This window comes from Burkholderia sp. BKH01 (genome assembly GCF_025685725.1).
Taxonomy (GTDB): domain Bacteria; phylum Pseudomonadota; class Gammaproteobacteria; order Burkholderiales; family Burkholderiaceae; genus Burkholderia; species Burkholderia pyrrocinia_C.
Window position 1 is genome coordinate 1 of sequence record NZ_JAOTQT010000022.1, and the last position, 16369, is coordinate 16369.

Genomic DNA, 16369 nt, shown 5'->3' on the forward strand with positions numbered 1-16369 from the left:
GCCGCAAACAGCTCGACGTGCGCGCGCGGCCGGGCGGCGCGCTCGGCCTCGCGCGCGAGCGCGGCTTCGCGCTCGGTGACGCCCGGCACCTGCAGCCGCAGCTTCTTCACCATCGCGCGCCCCGTGTGCGGCATGAACGCGACCTTGCGCGGGTGCACGCCCTGCAGGTCTTCCGCCGTGATGCGGATGCGTTCGAGCGCGAGGTAGCGGCGCACGAAATCCGCGTTGCGATCGCCGATGTTGATGGTCGTCATCCCGGCCAGCACGGCCGCGCCGCCGAACACCTTCGCCTCGATGCGCTCGCGGCGCCCGCCGGCCTTGATCAACTCGTTGATCAGCACTTCCATCGCGTACGCGCCGTAGCGCATCGATTCGGACGCGGCCGCGCCCGGATCGGTGCCGTCGTCGGGCAGCATGAAGTGGTTCATCCCGCCGATGCCCGCGTACGGGTCGTGCAGGCACGCGGCGACGCACGAGCCGAGCACGGTCATCAGCACCATGTCCTCGGACGTCGTGTAGAACTCGTTCGGCAACAGCTTCACGCCGGGACGGCCGAAGTGGTTGTCGAAATAGCGATTGGTCGCGATCGGCAGTGCGCTCATCCGCGATCTCCATAGGCGTCCGCGGCACGCGCGGGCACGCGCGGCGGCATGGCAGCCGCCGCGGGCACCTGCGCGCCACGCGGCCGCGCACCCTGCGCGGCGTCGCGAGTCAGTTCGTACACCGTCTGCCCGCGCAGCCGGAACGCCTGCGTGACGTACGTGAAGTTTTCCGAATGGCCGGCAAACAGCAGCCCGCCCGGCTTCACGAGCGGCTCGAAGCGCGACAGCACCTGCCCCTGCGTCGGCTTGTCGAAATAGATCATCACGTTGCGGCAGAAGATCGCATCGAACGGCTTCGCGATCCCGTAGTCCGCATCGGTCAAATTCAACTGCTCGAAGCGGATCATCGCGCGCAACTCGGGGCGCACCTTCACGCGGCCGGCCTGCGCGCCCGTACCCTTCAGGAAAAAGCGCTTCAGCCGCTCGGGCGACAGGTGCTTGACCTGGTCGTACGTATAGATGCCGGCTTCCGCCTTCGCGAGCACCTGCGTGTCGAGATCGGTCGCGAGGATCGACGCGCCGCGCGCTGCCGATTCGCCGAGCGCCTCGATCAGCGTGATCGCGATCGAGTACGGCTCCTCGCCGGTCGATGCCGCCGAGCACCACACCGACACGGGCGCCGGCCGCCCCTTCACGAACGTCGACAGGATCGGGAAGTGGTGCGACTCGCGGAAGAACGCGGTCAGGTTCGTGGTCAGCGAATTGGTGAACGCTTCCCACTCGAGCGGATCGTCCTCCTGCTCGAGCAGGTCGAGGTAGTCGCGGAACGTGTCGAGGCCGCGCGCGCGCAGCCGCCGCGCGAGACGGCTGTACGCCATGTCGCGCTTGTGCTCGGACAGCGAGATCCCCGCGCGTTGGTGGATCAGCGCGCGGATGCGTGCGAAATCCGCGCCCGTGAACGCGAAGTCGCGCCCCGGCTCGCCCGCGCGAGGCGAGGCATCCGGTGCATCGGGTCGAAACGGCGCGCGCGCGTTCGGCATGGCTTAGAAGGTCTCCCAGTCGTCGTCGGACGTGCCGGCCGCGGCCAGCGCCGGCTTCTCGCCGTTCAGCGCGGGGCGCACGAGCGCGGGCTTCGCGGCCGGCTTGTCCGCCGGGGCGGCCGCCGACTTCGCGAGACGCGGCCCGTAGCCGCCTGCAGCGGCGCCGCGGGACGCGGGTGCTTCCTTCTGCGCGCGCGCACCGGCGTCGGCCGCGCGCTTCGATTGGCTCGCGCCCGCCGCGGCCGGCGTGGCCGCATGCGACGCCGGCGCGGCGCGCCGTGCCGGTTGTGCGGCAGCCTGCGGTGCCGGCAGCGCGGCGACCGGCGCGGCGTCGTGACGCGGCTCCGACGGCAGTGCCGCCGGCTCGTGCGCGACCGGCCGCGCGACGCCGCGCGCCGGCGCGAGCACGATGCCGCCCGCCACGCGCCAGGCCGACACGATCGTCTTCATCTGACGCGTCTGCTCCTCGAGCGACGCGGCCGCGGCGGCGGCCTGCTCGACGAGCGCCGCGTTCTGCTGCGTGACCGAATCCATCTGGCCGACCGCACGGTTGACCTGCTCGATGCCGGTCGACTGCTCTTCCGACGCGGCGCTGATCTCGCCCATGATGTCGGTCACGCGGCGCACGGCCTGCACGATCTCGTCCATCGTCGTGCCCGCACGCGCGACGAGCGCCGACCCGCTGTCGACCTTCCCGACCGAATCGCCGATCAGCTGCTTGATTTCCTTCGCGGCGCTCGCGCTGCGCTGCGCGAGCGAGCGCACCTCGCCCGCGACCACCGCGAAGCCGCGGCCCTGTTCGCCGGCCCGCGCGGCCTCGACCGCCGCGTTCAGCGCGAGGATGTTGGTCTGGAACGCGATGCCCTCGATCGTGCCGATGATGTCGACGACCTTGCCCGAGCTTGCCGCGATGTCCTGCATCGTCGACACGACCTGGCCGACCACCTCGCCGCCCTGCGTCGCGATGTCCGACGCGTTCACCGCGAGCTGGCTCGCCTGCCGCGCGTTCTCCGCGTTCTGCCGCACGGTGCCCGTCAGCTGCTCCATGCTCGATGCGGTTTCCTGCAGCGACGCGGCCTGCTCCTCGGTGCGCTGCGACAGGTCGATGTTGCCGGTCGCGATCTCGCGCGCGCCGACGTCGATCGATTCGGTGCCCCGATGCACGGACTGCACCATCGTCGTGACGGCGTCCTGCATCCGCTTGATGCCGCCGAACAGGCGCCCCATCTCGTTCGTGCTGGACACGTTCACCGGCTGCGTGAGGTCGCCGCCGGCGATCCGCTCGAAGTGCGCGATCGCGTCCTCGAGCGGCTTCACGATCAGCCCGCGCATCGCGAAGCGGATCGCGATCACGACGACGAACGCGATCGCGATGCCGGCCGCGATCAGCGCGACCATCAGCGAGATCTGCGTCTGCGTCGTGGCCTGGCGCTCTTCCGCGCGCTTCTGCAGCGACGCGACCACGGCCGACGCAGCCTGGTCGTATGCGACGAACATCGGGCTGATCTTGGTGTCGGCGACCGCGTGGTACGCGGCCATGTCGCCCGCGCGCGCGGCCGCGAATTCGGGCTCGACGCCTTCCTTCACGATCGTCGTATAGCGTGCGGTGAGCTCGTCGACGAGCGCCTGCTCGACACCGAGCTTCGGCGTCGACTGGAACGCCTGCCAGTTCTGGTTCGACTTCGCGTACAGCTCCTGTGCGCGATCGAGCACCTTGCCCGCCTCGGCCGTGTTGCCGGCCTCGGTCAGCGAACGGAAGCGGTCGAGCGATACGCGCGTGCGCAGCAGGTACGACGACGTGTCGTCGAGCGCATGGATCGCCGGCAGGTCGACGTGCGCGATCTCGTCGAGCGAGCGGCTCGCGTGATCGAGCGCGTAGAGGCCGAGCCCGCCGACCGCGGCGGCCAGGCACACGAGGATGAGTCCGACCGCCGTGAGCGTCGTGCGGATCGACCAGTTATGCAACATTGCAGATTCTCCCGAAATTCCTGCGCGCGCGGCGCATTTAACCGCCGAGCGCCTCGATCAGCGCCATTTCACGGCTCGACATCAGCTTCTCGATGTCCATCAGGATCAGCATCCGGCCGTCGACCGTGCCGAGGCCCGTCAGGTACTCGGTCGTCAGCGTCGCGCCGAACTCCGGCGCCGGCATGATCTGGTCGGTCTGCAGCGTCAGCACGTCCGACACGCCGTCGACCACCATCCCGACCACGCGATGCGCGACGTTCAGGATGATCACGACGGTCTGGTGGTCGTACTCGACGCGGCCGAGATGGAACTTGATCCGCATGTCGACGATCGGCACGATGATCCCGCGCAGGTTGATCACGCCCTTGATGAAATCCGGCGCGTTCGCGATGCGCGTGACGCTGTCGTAGCCGCGGATTTCCTGCACTTTCAGGATATCGATCCCGTATTCCTCGTCGCCGAGCGTGAACACGAGGAATTCCTGGCCCGTCGCGTCGCCGTGTTCCGCGTCGCGGCGGCTGGTTGCCGCGTTCGCCGCGGCCGGATTGATCATTTGGACTTCAGCAGACACTTTTGCCCCCAATCGGTTGTATGGCGAGAGTTAGACCATCGCGAGCTCGGCGCCGGCACGGGCGCCGTGCATCGCACGGGTTTCGCGGTTCAGCGCCGCGACGTCGACGATCAGCGCGACGCTGCCGTCGCCGAGGATGGTCGCCGCCGAGATGCCGTGCACCTTGCGGTAGTTGGTTTCGAGGTTCTTCACGACCACCTGCTGCTGGCCGACCAACTCGTCGATCAGCATCGCGAAGCGGCGCCCCTCGGTTTCCATGATCGTGACGATCCCCTGCGTCGGGTCGGTGCGCGCGTCCTCGACCGAGAACACCTCGTGCAGCGCGACCAGCGGCAGGTATTCGCCGCGCACGCGCACCACGCGCTCGCCGTTGCCGACCGTGTAGATGTCGTCGTTCGACGGCTGCAGCGACTCCATCACGAAGTTCAGCGGCAGGATGAAGATCTCGCTGCCGACCTTCACGGACATCCCGTCGAGGATCGCGAGCGTCAGCGGCAGCACGATCCGCGTGGTCGTGCCGCGGCCGGCCTGCGACGTGATCTCGACGTGGCCGCCCATCGACTGGATGTTGCGCTTCACGACGTCCATCCCGACGCCGCGGCCCGACACGTCGGTCACTGTCTCGGCGGTCGAGAAGCCGGGCGCGAAGATCAGGTTCCACACCTCTTCGTCGCTGATGTTGTCGGACACCTGCATGCCCTGCTTCGCGGCCTTCGCGAGGATCCGTTCGCGGTTCAGGCCCGCGCCGTCGTCGCTGACCTCGATCACGATGTTGCCGCCGTGATGCGCGGCCGACAGCACGAGCTGGCCGACCGCGTCCTTGCCGGCGGCGACGCGCTTGTCGACCGTTTCGATCCCGTGGTCGAGGCTGTTGCGCACGAGGTGCGTGAGCGGGTCGATGATCCGTTCGATCAGGCTCTTGTCGAGTTCGGTCGCCTGGCCGAACGTGACGAGCTCGACCTGCTTGCCGAGCTTGCCGGCGAGGTCGCGCACGAGCCGCGGGAAGCGGCTGAACACGTAGTCCATCGGCATCATGCGGATCGACATCACGGCTTCCTGCAGGTCGCGCGCGTTGCGCTCGAGCTGCGCCATCCCGTTGAACAGGCGGTCATGCAGCGCCGGATCGAACGCGCTCGCCGTCTCCGCGAGCATCGCCTGCGTGATCACGAGTTCGCCGACGAGGTTGATCAGCTGGTCGACCTTCTCGACGCCGACGCGGATCGAGCTGCCTTCGGCGCCCGATGCGGCCGCGGCGGCCGGACGCGGGCGCTTGTCGTCGTGATGCGCGGCGGCCGGCGCCGCGTGTTCGGCCTGCGGCTGCTGGGGTTGCTGCTGCGGTTGTGCCGTTGCGGCAGCCGCGGCCGGCTCGACCGTTGCGGGAGCCTGCGCCGGTGCGGCCGGTTGCGGCGCGGCGGCCTGCGGCACGAATACCTCGACCCGCGCGGGCTGCGCGGCGGCGGCCGGTGCCGCGGCGTCCTGCGCGGCAGCCGGTGCCGCCGGCGCGGCCGGCGCCGTGCCACGCGCGATGCGGATCTGGCTTTCGTCGATCACGAAGCAGCACACGGCGACGATGTCGTCGGACGGCACGTCCGATTCGAGCCACAGCGTCAGGTCGGCGCCCGCTTCCTCGCGGCTGACGATCCGGCCGAGGTTGCCGAGCTCTTCGCTGAGCAGCTCCCGGTCCTTCGCGTCGACACCCACCAATGTGATCTTCAGGTGCGGGCCGTCTTCGCCCGCGTCGGCCGCCGGATGCGCAGCCGCGACGGCCTGCTCGACCACATGATCGGGCGCACGATCGCCGCCGGCGGCGGGCTCCGCGGCCGGGGCAACCGGTGCAGCCGGTGCGGCCGCAGCAGCGACCGGCGCGGCAGGCGCCGCCGCAGCGGCCGCCGGCGCGCCCGCGCCGCTCTCGGCCTTCAGCCGTTCGAGCTTCGCGCAGATCGTCGCGGCGGCTGCCGCGTCCGGTTCGGCGCTCGCGCGGTAGTCCACGAGCTGGTCGGACAGCACGTCCTTGGTCTCGAGGAACGCGTCGATCATCTCCTTGGTCAGCGTCAGCTCATGGTTGCGCGCGCGGTCGAGCAGCGATTCGAGGATGTGCGTCGTATCGGTCAGCGCGGAAAAGCCGAACGTCGCCGCGCCGCCCTTGATCGAATGCGCGGCGCGGAAGATCGCGGCCAGGTCCTCGGGGTCGGGCGAGTCGACGTCGAGGTTCAGCAGAAGCTGCTCCATCTGCGCGAGCAGCTCGTCCGCTTCGTCGAAAAAGGTCTGGTAGAACTGCGTGATATCGAGAGTCATGCCCGGTCACCGGTTGGATTCGTCGCGTTCATTTCAGGAAGCAGCCGGCTCGGACAGCGTCGCGACCAGGTCGACCAGCACGACCGGATCGATCGGCTTCTCGATCCAGCCGGTCGCGCCCGCGTCGCGCGCGGCGTCCTTGAAGGCATCGCTGCCCTCGGTCGTCAGCACGAGGATCGGCGTGTTCGCATACGCGGTCAGCTTGCGCAGCGCGGCGATCACCTCGAGCCCGTTCTTGCGCGGCATGTTCTGGTCGGTCAGCACCAGGTCGTACGGCGCGGTCGCGGCCATGTCGAAGCCGGCTTCGCCGTCCGGCGCCACCGTCACGTCGTAGCCGGCCTGCGCAAGCGTTGCCTGCAGCAGCGCACGCATGGTCGCGGAGTCGTCGATGGCGAGAATGGTTCGGATCATGTCTGTCTCGGAATCGTGGAAACGTCAGGGTTTCGGCGCCACGGCGGCGGCGCTCGCAACGACCGGACGCGCGGCCGGCGACGGGCCGGCGAGCTGCTGCGCGAGCAGCTTCGAGCCCGCCGCATCGGCCGACAGCGTCGTGGTCGTCGCGTCGTCGCGCATCAGCGCTTCTTCGGATTTGCGGTTCAGCACGATCACGCTGATCCGGCGGTTTTCCGGATCGAGCGGGTCGGCCTTGTTCAGGTTCTGCGTCGACGCGAGGCCGAGCACGCGCAGCACTTTCGCCTCGTCCATGCCGCCGGAAATCAACTCGCGGCGCGACGCGTTCGCGCGGTCGGCCGACAGCTCCCAGTTGCTGTAGCCGCCCTCGCCGCCCGCGTACGGCACGGCGTCGGTGTGGCCCTGGACGATGATCCGGTTCGGCACGTCGTTCAGCGTCTTGCCGATTTCGCGCAGGATGTCGCGCATGTACGGCTCGACGTGATCGCTCGACATCGCGAACATCGGCCGCTTCTGCGTATCGACGATCTCGATGCGCAGCCCCATCAGCGTCGAGTCGATGCGGATCTGCTGCTTGAACTGGCGCAGCGTCGGGTTGGCTTCGATCGCTGCCATCAGCTTGATCTGCAGGTCGTGCAGGCGCGCCTGCTCGAGCCGCTCGATCGAACCCTGCGCCTGCGCTTGCGCATGCTCGTCGACCGGCTTCGCGACGCGCTCGGCGAGCGACGTCGTGCCGTCGGTGCGGCGCAGCGTGCCGGCGTCGGTGCTCGACAGGTCGCGGCCGCCGCCGTTGATGATGCTGGAGTCCTGCGAGTTGCGATCGCCGCTGCCGAACAGCGCGGCCTTCAGCGGCGTGTTGAAGTATTCGGCGATCCCCTTCAACTGCACCGGCGTGACCGAGCTCAGCAGCCACATCAGCAGGAAGAACGCCATCATCGCGGTCATGAAATCCGCGTACGCGAGCTTCCATGCGCCGCCGTGGTGGCCCTTCTTCGCCGGGGCCACCCGCTTGACGACGATCGCGCGATCCTTGCTTTTGCTCATCGGTCGCTCCGCGTCACTTCGCCTTCACGCGGCGCACGTGCTCTTCGAGCTCGGAAAACGACGGCCGCTCGGTCGAGAACAGCACCTTGCGGCCGAACTCGACCGCGATCGCCGGCGCATAACCGTTCAGCGTCGCGAGGATCGTCACCTTGATGCACTGGAACATCTTGGTCGACTCGGCGACGCGCTGCTCCGCGAGGCTCGCGAGCGGCCCGATCAGCCCGTACGACAGCAGGATCCCGAGGAACGTGCCGACCAGCGCCTGCGCGATCATCGCGCCGAGCACCGCGGGCGGCTTGTCCGCGGACGCCATCGTGTGCACGACGCCCATCACGGCCGCGACGATGCCGAACGCCGGCATCGCGTCGCCGACGCGCATCAGCGCGTGCGCCGGGCCTTCGCCTTCCGCGTGGTGCGTCTCGATCTCCTCGTCCATCAGGCTCTCGATCTCGAATGCGTTCATGTTGCCGCCCACCATCAGGCGCAGGTAGTCGGTCAGGAATTCGACGATGTGGTGATCGGCGAGGATCTTCGGGTATTGCGTGAAGATCGGGCTCTTTTCCGGATCGTCGATATCGGCCTCGAGCGTCAGCGTGCCTTCCTTGCGCGCCTTCGCGAGCAGCACGTACAGGAGCGCCATCAGCTCCATATAGACGTCCTTCGTGTATTTCGAGCCCTTGAAGAGCGTCGGCAGCACGCGCAGCGTGGCCTTGATGGTCTTGCCACCGTTGCCGAGGATGAATGCGCCGACGCCGGCGCCCACGATCATCAGGATCTCGACGGGCTGGATCAAGGCGCCCAGATGCCCGCCTGCCAGCGCATAACCGCCGAAGACGGACAACAGCGTCACGAGTGTTCCCACGATAATCAGCACTGCCTGTCCCTCATGAAAGACCGGCGGGAAGATCGCCGTTAAACAGGTTTACGGCAGTCGGCAGGAAAACTTTCGCGGCCGCCCGGCAGCCGCCCGACGGTGTTTACCAGCAATTGGCAGACGGTTCGCGCGGCCCGCGGCAGCCGCCCGCGCCCCGCCCGGCGGCGCTCAGGCCGCGGCGGCGGCCAGTTCGGCACGCGCGGCGGCGGCCTTGCGGGTCTTGCCCGCGCGCGACGGCGGCTGGCACAGGCCGCAGACGAAACCTTGATGCGGATCATGCGCATGGGCGACGAAGTGGCCGCCGCAGCGCGTGCACGGGGTCATCTGCAGCATCCCCGAATCGAAGAAGCGCACGAGCGTCCACGCGCGCGTGAGGCTCAGCGCGGCCTCGTCGCCGGACAGGTTCACGTGCTCCTGATAGAGCCGGTACGCCTTCACGATCGACTGGATCGGCTCGCAGCGGCCGTGGTCCTGCATGAACCGGTAGATGTTGTAGAACAGCGACGAGTGGATGTTCGGCTGCCACGTCATGAACCAGTCGGTCGAGAACGGCAGCATCCCCTTCGGCGGCGACGCGCCCTTCAGTTCCTTGTACAGCTTGATCAGACGGTCCCGCGACAGGCTCGTCTCCGCCTCCAGCAACTGCAGCCGGGCGCCCAGTTCGATCAGTTCGATGGCGAGGGTGATTTCCTTCACCTCGATCACGACGCTTTTGCTTGCCATGGTGAAAACCGTCCGCTTGACGTTGTTCGGATGAATGGCCAATACGCTGCCGGCCGGCGCGGCACGCCGGGACAAACGCAAGGCGGGATGGATCAGCGGACGCCTTCGACCTGCTGCCCGGCCATCAGGATGGCCGAGTGGGCGTGCGCGACGACGTCGCTGCGGCCTTTGTCGGCGAGCGACGACAGCAGCGCGTGATCGTCGAAGCGGAAGCGGCACAGCATCTGGTTCGACGCGGCGAGTTTCACGGTCTGTGCGAGCGTGAGGTTCGCGAGCACGTCGGCCAGTTCCTGCGAAACTCCCATGCGGAACATGCCCATCGCCTTGTCTTCCCGCAACAGGCGTTGCGCGAGGAGGAGGTACGACAGGTTGACCTCTTTGATCTCACTGAGCATTTCGCTGGTAGCGCTCATGATTCCCCCGTTAAAAAGCTTTGCTTTGGCCATTCATGTTATGGAAACGTTTGCTCGATCACGGCCCTCTCGGCGCTCGGTCGGCACGTTTATAGTCTTACAGGGCGAATTCTGGCCAAACGGGATTTATGTCGGTATCAGCGAAGTGGCGTATGCCATGCAGGATTTGTCTGTAAACCGTGTAGGAATTTTTCCGACAAGGCGAATTGAAAGGGGGCAATCAGGAAAGCGGGGCGGTAGCGCGGATTCGGCTGCGAGGGGTCCGACTGCCGCCGCGCGGTGGCGGAAGGCTTGCCGGCAAGGCTGCCGGCATTCGGATCGGTAAAAATTATAGTGGTTTTTCACGATAGCGCAACAATAGTTGAGTCTATCTCGATTCATGTTTCCGGGCCCTTTTTCTCGGGGTTTTCGCGTATTTCATCGTGTAACAAGCCTTAAGTGTTTGAAAAAACACTCGAACCCCTCAGGGCGATATCGATAATGGACTCCAATGGGCGGCGGCGCGAGCCGTGCCGGCCCGCCCCGCAGCTTGCCGTCCGGCGCCCCGCGCACCCCGCCCAGGGCCCGGCCACGTACCGCCAACAGCGTGCGTCGGCGAGTTCCGCAACCTTGTACGGGATCCACATCGGCGCCGCGGCGCACACGGATCGACATCGGAGAACACCCATGCGAATTGCCCAGATCGCGCCGCTTTACGAAGCCGTTCCGCCGAAACTCTACGGCGGCACCGAGCGTGTCGTGTCCTACCTCACCGAGGCGCTCGTCGAACTCGGGCACGATGTGACGCTGTTCGCCAGCGGCGACTCCGTCACGTCGGCTCGCCTCGAGGCGGCCTGGCCGCGCGCACTGCGGCTCGACCCGTCGATCCGCGATTCGATGGCGCCCCACATGCGGCTCCTCGAACAGGTCGCCCGCGTCGCGCACGAATTCGACGTGCTGCACTTCCACCTCGACTACCTGCCGTTCCCGCTGATGTCGCGCCTCGACACGCCGTACGTGACGACGCTGCACGGCCGCCTCGACCTGCCGGAGCTGCAGCCCGTGTTCGACGCATTCCCGGACGCGCCGGTCGTGTCGATCTCGAACAACCAGCGCAAGCCGCTGCCGCAGGCCGCGTGGGCCGGCACCGTGTATCACGGGCTGCCCGACACGCTGCTCACGCCGCAGCCGGGCGTGAAACCCGAATACCTCGCGTTCCTCGGCCGGATCTGCCCCGAAAAGCGCGTCGACACGGCGATCCGGATCGCCGCGCAAAGCGGGCTGCCGCTGAAGATCGCCGCGAAGGTCGACAAGGCCGACGCCGACTATTTCAAGGAAGTGATCGAGCCGTTGCTCGGCCAGGCGCACGTCGAATTCATCGGCGAGATCAACGAAGCGCAGAAGCCCGCGTTCCTGTCCGGCGCGAAGGCGCTGCTGTTCCCGATCGACTGGCCGGAGCCGTTCGGCCTCGTGATGATCGAGGCGATGGCGTGTGGCACGCCGGTCGTCGCGTTCAACCGCGGCTCGGTGCCGGAAGTGATCGAGGACGGTGTGACCGGCTTCATCGTCGAGGACGTGCAGGGCGCGGTCGGCGCGCTGCACCGGATCGACAGCCTGTCGCGCACCGCGATCCGCGAACGTTTCGATACCCGTTTCAGCTCGAAGGCAATGGCGCGGCGTTATGTCGAGACTTACGAATCGCTTTGCACGGCGACCGGACAACCGGCATTGCGCCGGGTCGCGGGCGCCTGACGCGGAAATCCGCGTCGAAATATTCGGTAAAATCCGCGCCGAAATCGGCGCGCAAAACCGCAAAACAAAAGAGCCGCATCGACGATGCGGCTCTTTCTATTTGAGCTTGCAGTCATTCGATCAGGAATCGATCGCGGTTTTTCCCGACGATCCAATTCGGCGGTTTGCCGCGCCCGCTCCAGGTCGCGCCGGACTTCGGATCACGGTATTTCGGGGGCAGCGGCGCCTTCTTCGGCGGGCGGCCGCGCCGCGCTCGCTCCGCGAAGCCCAGGTCCTGGGCCGTCAGGCCGTATTCGGCAATCATTCGCTGGACGTCGGCAATCACCGCCGCCACTTCCTGGCGACGCACATCGTCCGCCTGGGCCTGCAGATCGGCGATCTGCGCCTTGAGTTTCGCGTATTGAGACATTTTTCGACTCCCCTTTTCGATGATGCGGCCCCGGCGAATCCGGCCGGGACACAAACATCCGTTACGTCATCCGCACTGCCGCCCTACCCTTCGAAATAAATGCTGTCATCTTTAACCAATTCGGCTATATCGAGAATGCGGACTTATTCTAATAAAAGGTCTTCGTCAACCATTCAAATTTAACAATCGTTGACCCTCCCGGACCCGATTCATTTCCTATAATCCAGACCAATTCCGGGCGACGAAATAAATCCGTCGCGTCGTCCGGTTGTCTTCAACCCACTTGGACGAGGTCCTTACATGAATCTTTCTCAGCGTCTCGCTGCAGAGGTATTCGGCACGTTCTGGCTGGTGCTCGGCGGGTGCGGAAGCGCCGTGCTGGCCGCCGCCTTTCCGGGCCTCGGCATCGGCTTTGCCGGCGTCGCACTTGCCTTTGGCTTGACCGTGCTGACGATGGCATTCGCGATCGGCCACATTTCGGGTTGCCACCTGAATCCGGCGGTGAGCGTCGGCCTGACGGTCGCCGGCCGCTTCCCCGCACGCGATCTCGCGCCGTACATCGTCGCGCAGGTTGTCGGCGCGACGCTCGGCGCGTTCGTGCTGTACCTGATCGCGACCGGCAAGCCCGGCTTCGACGTCGTCGGCAGCGGCTTTGCGACGAACGGCTTCGGCGAGCGCTCGCCCGGCCACTACTCGCTGGCTGCGGCGTTCATCTGCGAAGTCGTGATGACGGGCTTCTTCCTGTTCGTGATCCTCGGCGCAACCGACAAGCGCGCGCCGGCCGGCTTCGCGCCGATCGCGATCGGCCTGTGCCTGACGCTGATTCACCTGATCTCGATTCCGGTCACCAACACGTCGGTGAACCCGGCGCGCTCAACCGGCCCGGCACTGTTCGTCGGCGGCGACGCGATCGGCCAGCTCTGGCTGTTCTGGGCGGCACCGCTGATCGGCGCGGTACTCGCCGGGATCATCTACCCGCTGGTCGCGGGGCGTAACGACGCCGTCGACCTGCTGCCGGCATCGGCTCGCACAATCGAATAAGACACTACGGGGTCACGCGAGCAGAACAGCGAGCCTCACGCTGTCGAAGAACATCGAGGCAGGCAATTTCAACGGGCGCCCTTGGCGCCCGTTTTTCATTGCAGTTCGGGAAGCGCGCCCGGGTCGTTCGCTCAGGAAGCGGCGACGTTGTCCTCGAGCGAGAACAGCGTGCGCAGGTGGCGGGCGACGCCCGCATCGAAGTTGTTGCCGATCCGCGGGATGTGCGGCAGCCGCGCGACCAGGCCGGGATTCGCGTTGTTCATCATGAACGCGTGACCGGCGGTTTCGAGCAGGTCGATGTCGTTCATGTTGTCGCCGAACGCGATGCAGTGGCCGGTGTCGACGCCGAGCCGCGCGAGCACGGTACGCAACGCGCGGCCCTTCGACACGTTCGCGGTCATCACTTCGAGACAGTCGGGCAGCGAGTACGTGACGTACAGCGCATCGCCGAACCGCACGCGCATCTGCTCGGCGACGATCGCCAGATCGGCCGGCTCGCCGATATACAACACCTTCGCGATATCCGCGCCGTCGTGCGCGGGCATGTCGATCACGTCGTACCGGAAACCCGAATCCTGGTGGAATTCGAGCAGGTGCGGCGCATCGCGGTCGATCAGCCAGCCCTGGTCGGTGAACAGGTTGACGATCACGCGACCGTGCGCGCCGACGACGTCCGGCCGCACGAGGCCGCGGACGATCGCGGGATCGATGTCCTGCGCGTGGATCGTCGTGTCGTCCGGCGCATGCACGCGCGCGCCGTTCGACGTGATCAGGTACGGCCGGATGCCGAGCACGTCGCGAATGCCCGCGACGTCCGCGTAATGGCGCCCCGTGGCAATCACGAACTGCAGGCCGTCGCGCTCGAGCCGGCGGACGGTGTCGATCGTGTACGGATCGAGCTGGTGATCGCTGTTCAGCAGGGTACCGTCGAGATCGGTGGCGATGACTTTGTACATGGGACGGGAGAATGGCGCTCAGGGCTCTGCGGAACGGCCATTCTAACGTCGTGCCCGGCTGCGCGCCGGACGGTTCCCGGTCAGGCGCCGCCTTCGGCGCTGCTTCGGCGCGCCGTCAACCCGCCGTCAACCTGCCTTCAACCGCCTTCCGCAGCCCGCAGCGCCTGCAGCGCGAGCTGCAGCGCGCCATGCGCCGAATCGTCGAGCGGCGCGCGCAGCCGCGCGGCGTGGCGCGCCGGCACGGCCGGCGCGAGCGCGTCCGCGAGCCCGCCGCACAGCGCGACCGGCAGCGCCTGCTGCGGATCGAGCGCATCGATCATCTTGCCGATCTCTTCGCCGGCCTGCGCGATCAGCGCGCCCGCGACCGGGTGCGAGCGGTGCGCGAACACGATCGGCGCGAGCCGCGCATAGATCGTCTGGTTCGCATCGCACGACCACTGGACGAGCGCGTCGCGATCCTGCGCGCCCGTTTCCGCGAGCAGCGCGTCGGCGAACGCATCGCGCGGCACGCGGCCGTCGAGCGCCTGTTGCGCGTAAGCGAGCGCACGCACGCCGAGCCACGCGCCGCTCGCCTCGTCGCCGGACGGAAAGCCGAAGCCGCCCGCGATCCGGCACGCGCCGCCCGCATCGAGCGCCGCCGCGATGCTGCCGGTGCCGAGTGCGACGATGAGCCCCGGCGCGCCGCCGTGCGCGCCGACGACGGTCGTATACGCGTCGCTCTCGATTGCGAGCGCGCCGAGTGGCGCCTGCGCGCGGAACGCGGCGAGCCACGCCGCATTGTTGACACCCGCGAGCCCGCAGCCGAGCGCGCACTGCGACAGGTCGAACGCGAGGCCGGCGCGCGTGAACGCGTCCGCACAGGCCGCGCCGATCGACGCCCACGCGCGCTCGATGCCGAGTCCGAGCCCCGACGGGCCGCCGCGCCCCTGCGCAAGTTCGCGCCCGTGCCGGTCGGCCAGCACCGCGCGCGTGCCCGTGCCGCCGCCGTCGATGCCGATCGCAAAAAGTAATGTCGCCATGCCTTCATCCCGCTGATTCGAACAGGCGCCAAGCTTAACCGGATCGGTACGGCGCGCCCATCTGCCGTTCGGCCGGCTATCCCGCGAAAGGGGCTTCCGCTATGCTGGCGCGATCGAATCGACACTGAATACGAGGCAGACGATGTCGCAGCGATGCAACTGGGTGAAGACGGAAGCGGACGCTCACTATCACGATACCGAGTGGGGCGTGCCGTCGCACGACGATCGCCACCTGTTCGAAATGCTGATCCTGGAAGGCGCGCAGGCCGGGCTGTCGTGGTCGACGATCCTGAACAAGCGCGCGGGCTATCGCGAAGCGTTCGCCGATTTCGATGTCGACGCCGTCGCGCGCTTCACGCCGAAGCGCGTCGAGAAACTGCTGGAGAACCCCGGCATCGTGCGCAACCGCGCGAAAGTGGAATCGGCGGTGACCAACGCACGCGCCGTGCAGCGCATCCGCGACGAGCACGGGTCGCTCGCCGCGTTCCTGTGGTCGTTCGTCGGCAACACGCCGGTCCAGAACGCATGGGAGTCGTATCGCGACGCGCCTGCGTCGACCGAACAGTCCGACGCGCTCAGCAAGGCGCTGAAGGCATACGGCTGCAAGTTCGTCGGCTCGACGATCTGTTATGCGCTGATGCAGGCGACCGGCATGGTCAACGATCACGAGGCCGGCTGTCCGTGCCACGCTCAATGCGCGGCGCTCGGCGGCAAGCAGCCGGCACGCCGGCGCAAGGCGGGCTGACCAGCGCCAACCATCACCCGGAGCCTGCAACGGCTCTGCCCCCTCCAATCACCGCGCGGCGCGTGACGACGCCAGCACGACCGACCGCGAGCGACAGATAGATCACCAGCACGCGAGGGTCGGCGGCCTCGACGTCACGGCATCGGGACTTTCCCGGCCTCCAAAAGCAAAACGGCGGAGCGGCCTCTTTCGAGGCACACTCCGCCGTTTCGCGGCGAACCGTAAGACGCTCTTAGTGGAGCTTCTTCGGCAGCATCTGGCTGCGCAGACGCTTGTGCAGGCGCTTGACGGCTGCTGCCTTCTTGCGCTTGCGGACTGCGGTCGGCTTTTCGTAAGACTGGCGCTCGCGCAGTTCAGCGATCAGGCCATTTTTTTCGATAGCGCGACGAAAGCGGCGAATCGCCACTTCGAACGGCTCGTTTTCTTTCAGAAGAATCGTCGTCATGTCGTTCCTAAATTGCTTAAACGGTCAAAAACGTAGCGGCCAAGCGCCACGCACCGGCCATCCGAGCGTCCCCACAACAGGCGAAACGAGCGGAAATACGGCCTCGGAGGCCGGAAAAGAGAGGCGGAAAGCACCGCGAGTA

17 protein-coding genes are annotated in these 16369 nt (G+C 67.2%); 3 read left to right on the forward strand and 14 right to left on the reverse strand.

What is annotated here, in order from left to right; translation table 11 throughout:
* From cheD to flhD, 10 genes are all read right to left on the reverse strand, one after another.
* A partial coding sequence (gene cheD / locus OEJ37_RS25950) for a chemoreceptor glutamine deamidase CheD (RefSeq protein ID WP_263346901.1) occupies positions 1–602 on the reverse strand: 602 nt, incomplete at its 3' end.
* The gene (locus OEJ37_RS25955) at positions 599–1582 is read right to left on the reverse strand and encodes a CheR family methyltransferase (protein WP_263346903.1); all 984 of its coding nucleotides are present in this window, start codon (positions 1580–1582) and stop codon (positions 599–601) included. The genes OEJ37_RS25955 and cheD, both read right to left, overlap by 4 nt.
* A gap of 3 nt (positions 1583–1585) precedes the next feature.
* Complete coding sequence (locus OEJ37_RS25960; RefSeq protein WP_263346905.1) at positions 1586–3550, reverse strand: methyl-accepting chemotaxis protein; 1965 nt, start codon at positions 3548–3550, stop codon at positions 1586–1588.
* 37 nt (positions 3551–3587) lie between these two features.
* A complete protein-coding gene (gene cheW, locus OEJ37_RS25965; RefSeq protein WP_174422326.1) occupies positions 3588–4103 on the reverse strand; it encodes a chemotaxis protein CheW in 516 nt (171 codons plus the stop codon).
* Positions 4104–4151: 48 nt separating this feature from the next.
* Complete coding sequence (gene cheA, locus OEJ37_RS25970) at positions 4152–6416, reverse strand: chemotaxis protein CheA (RefSeq protein ID WP_263346906.1); 2265 nt, start codon at positions 6414–6416, stop codon at positions 4152–4154.
* 33 nt (positions 6417–6449) lie between these two features.
* Positions 6450–6827, reverse strand: coding sequence for a response regulator (locus tag OEJ37_RS25975; RefSeq protein ID WP_034183898.1), 378 nt, complete (start codon positions 6825–6827; stop codon positions 6450–6452).
* Positions 6828–6851: 24 nt separating this feature from the next.
* Positions 6852–7871 (reverse strand): flagellar motor protein MotB, encoded by a 1020-nt coding sequence (gene motB, locus OEJ37_RS25980; protein WP_174418257.1) that lies wholly within the window; start codon positions 7869–7871, stop codon positions 6852–6854.
* Positions 7872–7884: 13 nt separating this feature from the next.
* Positions 7885–8745 carry a flagellar motor stator protein MotA gene (gene motA / locus OEJ37_RS25985; RefSeq protein ID WP_011350592.1) on the reverse strand — a complete coding sequence of 287 codons (861 nt, stop codon included), beginning with the start codon at positions 8743–8745 and terminating at the stop codon, positions 7885–7887.
* Between the two features lie 168 nt (positions 8746–8913).
* A complete protein-coding gene (flhC, locus tag OEJ37_RS25990; protein ID WP_152862394.1) occupies positions 8914–9468 on the reverse strand; it encodes a flagellar transcriptional regulator FlhC in 555 nt (184 codons plus the stop codon).
* Between the two features lie 92 nt (positions 9469–9560).
* Complete coding sequence (gene flhD, locus OEJ37_RS25995; protein WP_244130884.1) at positions 9561–9881, reverse strand: flagellar transcriptional regulator FlhD; 321 nt, start codon at positions 9879–9881, stop codon at positions 9561–9563.
* Between the two features lie 666 nt (positions 9882–10547).
* Here flhD and OEJ37_RS26000 point away from each other — a divergent pair.
* Positions 10548–11612: a glycosyltransferase family 4 protein gene (locus OEJ37_RS26000; RefSeq protein WP_174418259.1), complete on the forward strand. Its 1065-nt coding sequence runs from the start codon at positions 10548–10550 to the stop codon at positions 11610–11612.
* 112 nt (positions 11613–11724) lie between these two features.
* On the opposite strand, the gene OEJ37_RS26005 is transcribed toward OEJ37_RS26000, so the two are convergent.
* Positions 11725–12021 carry an H-NS histone family protein gene (locus OEJ37_RS26005; protein WP_006489320.1) on the reverse strand — a complete coding sequence of 99 codons (297 nt, stop codon included), beginning with the start codon at positions 12019–12021 and terminating at the stop codon, positions 11725–11727.
* Between the two features lie 300 nt (positions 12022–12321).
* Between OEJ37_RS26005 and aqpZ the strand changes: the two genes are divergently transcribed.
* On the forward strand, positions 12322–13062 hold the full coding sequence (aqpZ, locus tag OEJ37_RS26010; RefSeq protein ID WP_175920779.1) for an aquaporin Z: 741 nt from the start codon (positions 12322–12324) through the stop codon (positions 13060–13062).
* A 131-nt stretch (positions 13063–13193) separates the two neighbouring features.
* On the opposite strand, the gene OEJ37_RS26015 is transcribed toward aqpZ, so the two are convergent.
* Positions 13194–14018, reverse strand: a complete 825-nt coding sequence (locus tag OEJ37_RS26015) for a Cof-type HAD-IIB family hydrolase (protein ID WP_174418261.1) — start codon at positions 14016–14018, stop codon at positions 13194–13196.
* Positions 14019–14155: 137 nt separating this feature from the next.
* A complete protein-coding gene (locus OEJ37_RS26020; protein ID WP_175920777.1) occupies positions 14156–15037 on the reverse strand; it encodes a BadF/BadG/BcrA/BcrD ATPase family protein in 882 nt (293 codons plus the stop codon).
* Positions 15038–15179: 142 nt separating this feature from the next.
* Between OEJ37_RS26020 and OEJ37_RS26025 the strand changes: the two genes are divergently transcribed.
* Complete coding sequence (locus OEJ37_RS26025; RefSeq protein ID WP_152862404.1) at positions 15180–15782, forward strand: DNA-3-methyladenine glycosylase I; 603 nt, start codon at positions 15180–15182, stop codon at positions 15780–15782.
* Between the two features lie 232 nt (positions 15783–16014).
* Here the strand turns inward: OEJ37_RS26025 and rpsU are convergent, their stop codons facing one another.
* Positions 16015–16227, reverse strand: a complete 213-nt coding sequence (rpsU, locus tag OEJ37_RS26030) for a 30S ribosomal protein S21 (protein WP_006401410.1) — start codon at positions 16225–16227, stop codon at positions 16015–16017.
* Positions 16228–16369: the final 142 nt, after the last annotated feature.

Bases quoted from the DNA above. Each gene is read 5' to 3' on its own strand.
- OEJ37_RS25955 (WP_263346903.1), bottom strand. From the start codon at position 1,582: ATGCCGAACGCGCGCGCGCCGTTTCGACCCGATGCACCGGATGCCTCG.
- OEJ37_RS25960 (WP_263346905.1), bottom strand. From the start codon at position 3,550: ATGTTGCATAACTGGTCGATCCGCACGACGCTCACGGCGGTCGGACTC.
- cheW (WP_174422326.1), bottom strand. From the start codon at position 4,103: ATGATCAATCCGGCCGCGGCGAACGCGGCAACCAGCCGCCGCGACGCG.
- cheA (WP_263346906.1), bottom strand. From the start codon at position 6,416: ATGACTCTCGATATCACGCAGTTCTACCAGACCTTTTTCGACGAAGCG.
- OEJ37_RS25975 (WP_034183898.1), bottom strand. From the start codon at position 6,827: ATGATCCGAACCATTCTCGCCATCGACGACTCCGCGACCATGCGTGCG.
- motB (WP_174418257.1), bottom strand. From the start codon at position 7,871: ATGAGCAAAAGCAAGGATCGCGCGATCGTCGTCAAGCGGGTGGCCCCG.
- flhC (WP_152862394.1), bottom strand. From the start codon at position 9,468: ATGGCAAGCAAAAGCGTCGTGATCGAGGTGAAGGAAATCACCCTCGCC.
- flhD (WP_244130884.1), bottom strand. From the start codon at position 9,881: ATGAGCGCTACCAGCGAAATGCTCAGTGAGATCAAAGAGGTCAACCTG.
- OEJ37_RS26000 (WP_174418259.1), top strand. From the start codon at position 10,548: ATGCGAATTGCCCAGATCGCGCCGCTTTACGAAGCCGTTCCGCCGAAA.
- OEJ37_RS26005 (WP_006489320.1), bottom strand. From the start codon at position 12,021: ATGTCTCAATACGCGAAACTCAAGGCGCAGATCGCCGATCTGCAGGCC.
- aqpZ (WP_175920779.1), top strand. From the start codon at position 12,322: ATGAATCTTTCTCAGCGTCTCGCTGCAGAGGTATTCGGCACGTTCTGG.
- OEJ37_RS26015 (WP_174418261.1), bottom strand. From the start codon at position 14,018: ATGTACAAAGTCATCGCCACCGATCTCGACGGTACCCTGCTGAACAGC.
- OEJ37_RS26020 (WP_175920777.1), bottom strand. From the start codon at position 15,037: ATGGCGACATTACTTTTTGCGATCGGCATCGACGGCGGCGGCACGGGC.
- OEJ37_RS26025 (WP_152862404.1), top strand. From the start codon at position 15,180: ATGTCGCAGCGATGCAACTGGGTGAAGACGGAAGCGGACGCTCACTAT.
- rpsU (WP_006401410.1), bottom strand. From the start codon at position 16,227: ATGACGACGATTCTTCTGAAAGAAAACGAGCCGTTCGAAGTGGCGATT.